This window comes from Corynebacterium frankenforstense (genome assembly GCF_030211955.1).
Classification (GTDB): Bacteria; Actinomycetota; Actinomycetes; order Mycobacteriales; family Mycobacteriaceae; genus Corynebacterium; species Corynebacterium frankenforstense_A.
Genome location: NZ_JASODI010000083.1, coordinates 1 through 253 on the forward strand (window position 1 = coordinate 1; position 253 = coordinate 253).

General features: G+C 48.6%; 1 protein-coding gene. It reads right to left on the bottom strand.

Translation table 11 applies throughout. From position 1 onward, the window contains the following. Window positions 1–137 precede the first annotated feature (137 nt). Window positions 138–251 carry a DUF416 family protein gene (locus tag QP119_RS11910; protein WP_423777810.1) on the bottom strand — a complete coding sequence of 38 codons (114 nt, stop codon included), beginning with the start codon at window positions 249–251 and terminating at the stop codon, window positions 138–140. Window positions 252–253: the final 2 nt, after the last annotated feature.

The window sequence follows — 253 nt, forward strand, 5'->3', positions numbered from 1 at the left end:
GAAATGCCAGAATAGCACTCTCCTGCATACACGCACCGATAGCCACTTTTTTTCGCCCCCCAAATGTAGACCAGACGGGGGGCGAAAGGGAAGACTCCAGGTACGACAAATCAGGCGTTAAATCACGTTTTGTGGTGTCATTGCTGAAAATTTATACCAATATTGCTCTCGCCAGCCTCGCGCAGGTCTGCACGCAGCCCTTTTATCAGCTCAATATCGCGTTCTTCACAGTCGGCTAAAAGTCGGAAAATTT